Here is a 7,152-nt window from a genome sequence, read left to right as displayed (position 1 = left end):
GCGCGGACTCGACAAGTCGGCGGACGTGTGCCTGATCGACCCGTGGAGCCGGTGCCGTCTCAGGCGACGGGCTCGGGACTCCGGTTCCGCTTCTCCGCCGTGGCGGTCAGGCGCCCGCTGCGGTGCAGCCACCAGTCGGCCAGGAGCGTGCCCAGGGGAGGCACGGACGCGGCCAGGGCCACCAGGGCCGGCCACACGCCCCAGCGCAGGTGGAGCGCGGCGGCGACGGTGACGGCCACGTAGACCATGAACGCCCCGCCGTGCAGGGGGCCGAAGATCTGCACGCCCAGCTCGCTGCCGTTGCCGAGGTACTTGAACCCCATGCCGACGAGGAGGCCGGCCCAGGTGAAGGCCTCGAAGATCGCCACCACGCGGAAGACGATCGCTGTGAGGCGGGGACTGATGTTCACGTTGTTCCTCGGGCTCGTTCTCGCTGGACACGGCGAACCCCGGAGCTGCGGTCCGGGATGTGCCTCCAGGCTAGGACATGTTATGAAACGTCCGCCGCCGGGTCTCCGTCGGGCGGACCGTGCAGGCAGGCCACCAGGTCGAGGATCGGGTCCGGCCGGGCGGGGTGTTCGCGACGGTGACAACCACCTCACCCCCGCCACACTTCGAGGATGTGAAATCCGTGTGAAGGGCCCACCCGGACGGGTGCCCCGCGCCGTTGACGGGAGCCTCCCCCGACGCGTCTGAACTGCAAAAACCCGAGATTTCGGGCGTTTGTCCGGCGTCCGGCGCCCTTCGCTCCACGTCACCGCCCGCCCACTGAGTGTGACTCACATCTCTTTCAACCGACTGTTGACATCCACCTGTGACCGGCCGGAGACTTGCCGCGAAATTTTGGGGCAAGGCTTGCCTAAAAAATCCTGGTCAGTGATGTGGAGGAGACACGTGAACGACATCGACGGCGCGGTCGCCGTGGTCACCGGAGCCGCAAGCGGCGTCGGCCGCGCTGTGGCGGCCGACCTCGCCGCCCACGGGGCCCGGATCGCTGCCGTCGACATCGACAGACGCGGCCTCGCCGAGACGGTGCGCGCACTGGAGTCCGACGGGCACAAGGCCCTCGCCCTCGCCGCCGACGTCACCGACAGCGCCGCGGTCGACACCCTCTTCGACGACGCCGAGGCCGCACTGGGGCCCGTCACCCTCGTGGTCAACGCCGCAGGGGTCCTGGCCACCGGACCCGTCGCCGCATGCACCGACCAGGAATGGGACCGCATGCTCGCGGTCAACGCCACCGGGGTCTTCGCGGTCAGCCGCGCCGCGGCCCGCCGCATGGGACCGCGCGGCCGGGGCGCCCTGGTGACCGTCGCCTCCAACGCCGCGGGGGTACCCCGCGCCAACATGGCCGCCTACGCCGCCTCCAAGGCCGCGGCCGTCGCCCTCACCAAGTCCCTCGGCCTCGAACTGGCACCCAGCGGAGTCCGCTGCAACGTCGTCTCCCCCGGCTCCACCGACACCCCCATGCTCCAGCACATGACCGCCGGAACGGGATACGGGCCGCTCGTCGCGGGCGATCCCGCCGCCTTCAAGGTCGGCATCCCCCTCGGGCGCGTCGCCCGGGTCGAGGACGTCGCCGAGGCCGTGCGCTTCCTCGCCTCCGACGCGGCCCGCCACATCACCATGCACGAGCTGTACGTGGACGGCGGCGCCACACTCCGCTGAACCCCCTGCTCTCCCCGGCCCCACCCGGTCGGCCCCCTCGCGTGCCCGACACAGAAAGGCCAACACCCCATGCCCGAACAGCGCGTCGCCGACCCCGCCACGACGGCGGACGACCTCCTCGGCGCCTACCGCCCGGGGGACTCGTTCTTCTCCTCGGCCACCCTCAGCCTGCACGGCACCGGATCCCTGGCCACGGTGGACAGCCTCGACGCGCTCCCCGAGGCGCTCGCGGCCGCAGGGCAGGCACAGTCCAGGGTCGGCGCGCAGGCCGGTCAGGCCCCCGCACCCGCCGTCGCGATGGGCGCCATCCCCTTCGACACCGCCCGCCCAGCCCACCTGGTCGTCCCCGAGACGGTGCGGACCGCGCCGCCGCCGACCCGGTCGGCGGAGCGCCCGCACGGCTGGAAGGCCCTCCACGGCCGGTGGACGATCACCCCCGTCCCCGCACCGGCCGAGCACACCGCCGCAGTCGAACGCGCCCTCAAGGTCCTCGCCGGTTCCGGCGACGAACTGCGCAAGGTCGTCCTGGCCCGGAGCCTGCGCCTGGAGAGCACCGAGGAGGTGGACGTCGCCACCGTCCTGGCCAACCTGGTCCGGCGCGACCCCCAGGCGTTCGGGTTCGGGGTCAACCTCCCCACACGCGGGGACGGTGTGCGCTCACTCATCGGCGCCAGCCCCGAACTCCTCGTCTCCAAGCGCGGACGCCGCGTGGCCTCCAACCCCCTCGCCGGGTCCGCGCGGCGCAGCGCCGACCCCACCAAGGACCAGCGCAACGCCGTCGCCCTGCTCACCTCCGCCAAGGACCACAAGGAGCACGCCCTCGTCGTCGAGGCGGTCGCCGACGCCCTGGGGCCGTACTGCCGCTCGCTGACAGTCCCGGCCGAGCCCGAACTCCTCAGGACCGCGACGATGTGGCACCTGTCCACCCGCGTCGACGGCGAGCTGGAGGACCCCGACACCCCCGCCCACCTGCTCGCGGCCGCACTGCATCCCACACCGGCGGTCTGCGGCGTCCCCACCCGGCAGGCCTTCGACACCATCGGCGCGATCGAGTCCTTCGACCGCGGCTTCTACACCGGCGCCGTCGGCTACAGCGACGCCGCCGGAGACGGAGAGTGGGTGGTGACGATCCGCTGCGCGGACGTGGCCGGACACGCCCTCGACCTGTTCGCGGGCGGCGGCATCATGCCCGAGTCCGACCCCGGGGCCGAACTCGCCGAGACCTCCGCCAAGCTGCGCACCCTCCTGCTCGCCCTCGGCGTGGACCGGGCGGTCTGAGATGCCCCACGAGAACGACGCCCCCACGTCGGCGCCGCACAGCACCAGGGTCGGGCCGGGAACCCCCTCCGCGAACCCCGCGCCCACCGCCGCGGAGCCCCCGCTCGACGGATGGACCCCCTACCCCGAGGAGTTCTCCGCTGCCTACCGCGAGGCCGGGTACTGGACGGGCGAGACCTTCGGCGCGTTCCTGCGCGACCGGGCCCGCCGCTTCGCCGACCGCACCGCCGTCGTCGCCGGGACCACCCGCTGGACCTACGCCGACCTGGACACCCGGGCCGACGCCCTGGCCGCCGGCCTGGCACGGCTGGGCGTGGCCGAGGGCGACCGCGTCGTCGTGCACCTGCCCAACACCGCCGTGCTCGTCGAGGCCGTCTTCGCCCTCTTCCGCCTGGGCGCGCTGCCCGTGTACGCGCTCCCCGCCCACCGGCGCAGCGAGATCACGCACATGGCCGCGACCACCGGCGCCGTCGCGCTGCTGGTCGCCGACACCCACGGCGGTTTCGACTACCGGCCCATGGCCGCCGAGGTGCGCGACGCCGTCCCCGGCCTCGCGCACGTCGTCGTGGCGGGCGACCCTGGCGGGACCCCGGGCTTCGTACCCCTCGACTCCCTGCGCACCGCACCCGACCCCGGCACCCTCGCCGAACCCCACCCCGGGTCCGTGGCGTTCTTCCAGCTCTCCGGCGGAACCACCGGTCTTCCCAAACTCATCCCGCGGACCCACGACGACTACCTGTACTCGGTCCGGGCCAGCGCCGACATCTGCGGACTGGGGCCCGACACCGTCTACCTCGCAGTCCTGCCCGCCACCCACAACTTCCCCATGAGCTCCCCGGGGTTCCTGGGCGTGTTCCACGCGGGCGGCACCGTGGTCCTGGCCCCCGACCCGAGCCCCGCCACCGCCCTCGCGCTCGTCGAGTCCGAACGGGTCACCCTCACCTCCGTGGTCCCGCCCGTGGCCATGCTGTGGCTCGACGCGGTGGAGCACGGATCGCAGAAGGACCGCGACCTGTCCTCCCTGGAGGTCCTCCAGGTCGGCGGCGCCACCTTCGGCGAGGAGGCCGCCCGGCGGGTCGCCCCCGTCCTGGGCTGCGCACTCCAACAGGTGTTCGGCATGGCGGAGGGGCTGGTCAACTACACACGCCTGGACGACCCTCCCGAGCTGGTCATCACCACGCAGGGCCGACCCATGAGCGACCACGACGAGGTCGCCGTCGTCGACGACGAGGACCGGCCCGTCCCCGACGGCGAACCCGGCCACCTCCTCACCCGCGGGCCCTACACCATCCGCGGCTACTACCGGGCGGACGCCCACAACGCCACCGCCTTCACCCCCGACGGCTTCTTCCGCACCGGCGACATCGTCGTCCGCCACCCCTCGGGCCACCTCACCGTCTCAGGGCGCGCCAAGGACCAGATCAACCGGGGAGGGGAGAAGATCGGCGCCCAGGAGGTCGAGAACCACATCCTCGCCCACCCGGCCGTGCACGACGCCTCCCTGGTCGCCGTCCCCGACGCCTTCCTCGGCGAGCGCGCCTGCGCCTACGTCATCCCCCGCGGTGAGGCGCCCACCCGAGCCGGACTCCTGCGCTTCCTGCGCGAACGCGGACTCGCCGCCCACAAGATCCCCGACCGGGTGGAGTTCGTGGAGCGCTTCCCCTCCACCGCCGTCGGCAAGGTCTCCAAGCGCGACCTGCGCGGTGCCCTCACCCCACCCCGATTGGACCACTGATGGCACTGCCCACCATCGCGCCCTACCCGCTGCCCACCGGGGACGAGCTCCCCGAGAACAAGGCGGCCTGGACCCTCGACCCCGCCCGCGCCGTCCTGCTCGTCCACGACATGCAGCGGTACTTCCTCAGCCCCTACGAGCCGGACCGCGAACCGGTCTCGGGGGTGCGGCGCAACATCGCCGCCCTGCGCGAGGCCTGCCGCGAAGCGGGCGCCCCCGTGTTCTACACCGCCAAGCCCGGGGACATGACCCCGCACCAGCGCGGGCTCGAACGCGACTTCTGGGGGGCGGGCATGAAGGCGGTCTCCGAGCACACCGACATCGACCCCGACCTGGCACCCGACGGCGAGGACGTCCTGCTCACCAAGTGGCGGTACAGCGCCTTCGCCCAGACCGACCTGGCCGAGCGCATGGCCGCTCTCGGCCGCGACCAGATCGTCGTCACCGGCGTCTACGCGCACATCGGGTGCCAGCTCACCGCCGCGGACGCCTTCATGCGCGACATCCAGCCGTTCCTGGTCGCCGACGCCGTCGCCGACTTCAGCGCCGAGCACCACCGTTCCGCGCTGCACTACGCCGCCGGACGGTGCGCGTCCGTGCTCGCCGCCGACCATGCCCTCGCCGCCCTGCGCGGCACCCCCGTGAGCCCCGGAGCCTGACGTGACCGACCACAACGAAGGGACCGCGCTGCCCGCCGCGGACCACACCCCCGCCACCGTCCACGACCTGGTCGGCGTCGGCTTCGGCCCCTCCAACCTCGGCCTGGCCATCGCCCTGGCCGAACGCCGCGAGAAGGGCGGGGGCCCCGCGCTGACCGGGGTCTTCCTGGAGAGGCAGACCGGGTTCGGCTGGCACGGGGGGATGCTCCTGGACGACGCCACCATGCAGGTGTCCTTCCTCAAGGACCTCGTGACCACCCGCGACCCGGCCAGCGACTTCAGCTTCCTGTCGTTCCTGCACCACGTGGGGCGGCTGCACGACTTCATCAACCACAAGACCCTGTTCCCCCTGCGCCGGGAGTTCCACGACTACCTGTCCTGGTGCGCCTCCCGCGTCGCCGACCAGGTCCGCTACGGACAGGAGGTCGTGGAGGTGCTGCCGGTACGCACCGGGGGCCGGGTCACCCACCTGGACGTGGTCTCCAAGGACACCGACGGCGAACGCACCGTCCTGCGCGCCCGCAACGTCGTGTTCGGCCCCGGCCTGCGCCCCCGCATGCCCGGGGGAGTGGAGCAGTCCTCCCGCGTCTGGCACAACGAGTACCTGCTCACCCGCCTGGCCGAGCTGCCGCCCGGGGCCGCACCGCACTCGTTCGTGGTGGTGGGCGCCGGGCAGAGCGCCGCCGAGGTGGTCGACCACCTGCACCAGCGCTTCCCCGCCTCCCACGTCCACGCGGTCTTCTCCCGCTACGGGTACAGCCCCTCCGACGACAGCCCCTTCGCCAACCGCATCTTCGACCCCGAAGCCGTCGACGCTTTCTACACGGCGCCGGAGGACGTCAAACGCAAGCTCATGGGCTACCACCGCAACACGAACTACTCGGTGGTGGACCCCGACCTCATCGAAGCCCTCTACCGGCGCCACTACGCGGAGATGGTCCAGGGCCGCGAGCGCCTGCACCTGCACAACACCGCCCGGGTCGCGGGGCTCACCGAGGGGCCGGAGGGCGTCGCGGTCGTCGTGGAGGACCTGGTCACGGGCAAGCAGACGCCCGTCGCCGCGAACCACGTCGTCTTCGCCACCGGCTACCACCCGGCCGACCCCCGCCCCCTGCTGGGCGGGCTCGCCGACCAACTGGTCTCCACCCCCGACGGGCGCCCGGCCGTCGAACGCGACTACCGGATGGCCACGCACGACGACCTGACCTGCGGCCTCTACCTCCAAGGGGGCACCGAGCACACCCACGGCGTGTCTGCGTCGCTGCTCTCCAACGTGGCCACCCGCGTCGCCGAGATCATCGACTCCGTCGCCGCCCGCACCGACATCCCCGCCTAGATCGTGTCTTCCGCCTCCTCCCGGGCCCGCGTCCACCGGGCTGCCCCTCGCGGTGCCCCGGCGGCGCCCGCGGGGCACCACCGGACCGCACACCGTCGTGCGGCCGAGGACCCGGACGGCCGCCCCGGCCCGGAAGCCTTCGAACAACACCGCCCGGCACTCATCGGAAGGACACACACCATGGCCGAGCCCCTCACCCCCGAACGCGTGCGCGCGGACGTCGCCCAGATCCTCGGCGAACCCGTCCAGGACATCGACCCCGGCGAGAACCTCCTCGAACGCGGGCTCGACTCGGTCCGCCTCATGAGCCTCATGGAGACCTGGCGCGCCGCCGGGGTCGAAACCGACTTCGCCGACCTGGCCGAGAAACCCACCGTCAACGCCTGGGCGTCACTGCTCGTGCGCTGACCAGCCCCGCACCCGGCCCCACCCCCTTCTCCGCGTCCTCCACCGCCCGACCCGGCACGTCCCGAACC

General features: G+C 72.9%; 7 protein-coding genes. 6 read left to right on the top strand and 1 reads right to left on the bottom strand.

Annotation, left to right across the window (positions count from 1 at the left end):
- Window positions 1-59: 59 nt before the first annotated feature.
- On the bottom strand, window positions 60-410 hold the full coding sequence (locus ACFWTE_RS22050; protein ID WP_378781590.1) for a DUF3817 domain-containing protein: 351 nt from the start codon (window positions 408-410) through the stop codon (window positions 60-62).
- Window positions 411-894: 484 nt separating this feature from the next.
- On the opposite strand from ACFWTE_RS22050, the gene ACFWTE_RS22045 reads away from it, so the two are divergent.
- The 6 genes from ACFWTE_RS22045 to ACFWTE_RS22020 all read left to right on the top strand — a co-directional run bounded on the left by ACFWTE_RS22045 (window position 895) and on the right by ACFWTE_RS22020 (window position 7,084).
- The gene (locus ACFWTE_RS22045) at window positions 895-1,668 is read left to right on the top strand and encodes a 2,3-dihydro-2,3-dihydroxybenzoate dehydrogenase (protein ID WP_378781588.1); all 774 of its coding nucleotides are present in this window, start codon (window positions 895-897) and stop codon (window positions 1,666-1,668) included.
- Window positions 1,669-1,737: 69 nt separating this feature from the next.
- On the top strand, window positions 1,738-2,946 hold the full coding sequence (locus ACFWTE_RS22040; protein ID WP_378781587.1) for an isochorismate synthase: 1,209 nt from the start codon (window positions 1,738-1,740) through the stop codon (window positions 2,944-2,946).
- Window position 2,947: 1 nt separating this feature from the next.
- Entirely contained in the window at window positions 2,948-4,681 is a 1,734-nt protein-coding gene (locus ACFWTE_RS22035) for a (2,3-dihydroxybenzoyl)adenylate synthase (protein WP_378781585.1), read from the top strand.
- Window positions 4,681-5,340, top strand: coding sequence for an isochorismatase family protein (locus tag ACFWTE_RS22030; protein ID WP_378781584.1), 660 nt, complete (start codon window positions 4,681-4,683; stop codon window positions 5,338-5,340). The genes ACFWTE_RS22035 and ACFWTE_RS22030 overlap by 1 nt, the downstream gene beginning before the upstream one ends.
- A 1-nt stretch (window position 5,341) precedes the next feature.
- Window positions 5,342-6,676 carry a lysine N(6)-hydroxylase/L-ornithine N(5)-oxygenase family protein gene (locus ACFWTE_RS22025; RefSeq protein ID WP_378781583.1) on the top strand — a complete coding sequence of 445 codons (1,335 nt, stop codon included), beginning with the start codon at window positions 5,342-5,344 and terminating at the stop codon, window positions 6,674-6,676.
- 180 nt (window positions 6,677-6,856) lie between these two features.
- Complete coding sequence (locus ACFWTE_RS22020; RefSeq protein ID WP_378781580.1) at window positions 6,857-7,084, top strand: phosphopantetheine-binding protein; 228 nt, start codon at window positions 6,857-6,859, stop codon at window positions 7,082-7,084.
- The last annotated feature ends 68 nt before the right edge of the window (window positions 7,085-7,152 follow it).

The organism is Nocardiopsis sp. NPDC058631 (assembly GCF_042716955.1).
In the GTDB taxonomy this organism is placed as follows: domain Bacteria; phylum Actinomycetota; class Actinomycetes; order Streptosporangiales; family Streptosporangiaceae; genus Nocardiopsis.
This window is presented reverse-complemented; position numbering and strand designations above follow the sequence as displayed.

Bases quoted from the DNA above. Each gene is read 5' to 3' on its own strand.
- ACFWTE_RS22040 (WP_378781587.1), top strand. From the start codon at position 1,738: ATGCCCGAACAGCGCGTCGCCGACCCCGCCACGACGGCGGACGACCTC.
- ACFWTE_RS22035 (WP_378781585.1), top strand. From the start codon at position 2,948: ATGCCCCACGAGAACGACGCCCCCACGTCGGCGCCGCACAGCACCAGG.
- ACFWTE_RS22020 (WP_378781580.1), top strand. From the start codon at position 6,857: ATGGCCGAGCCCCTCACCCCCGAACGCGTGCGCGCGGACGTCGCCCAG.
- ACFWTE_RS22030 (WP_378781584.1), top strand. From the start codon at position 4,681: ATGGCACTGCCCACCATCGCGCCCTACCCGCTGCCCACCGGGGACGAG.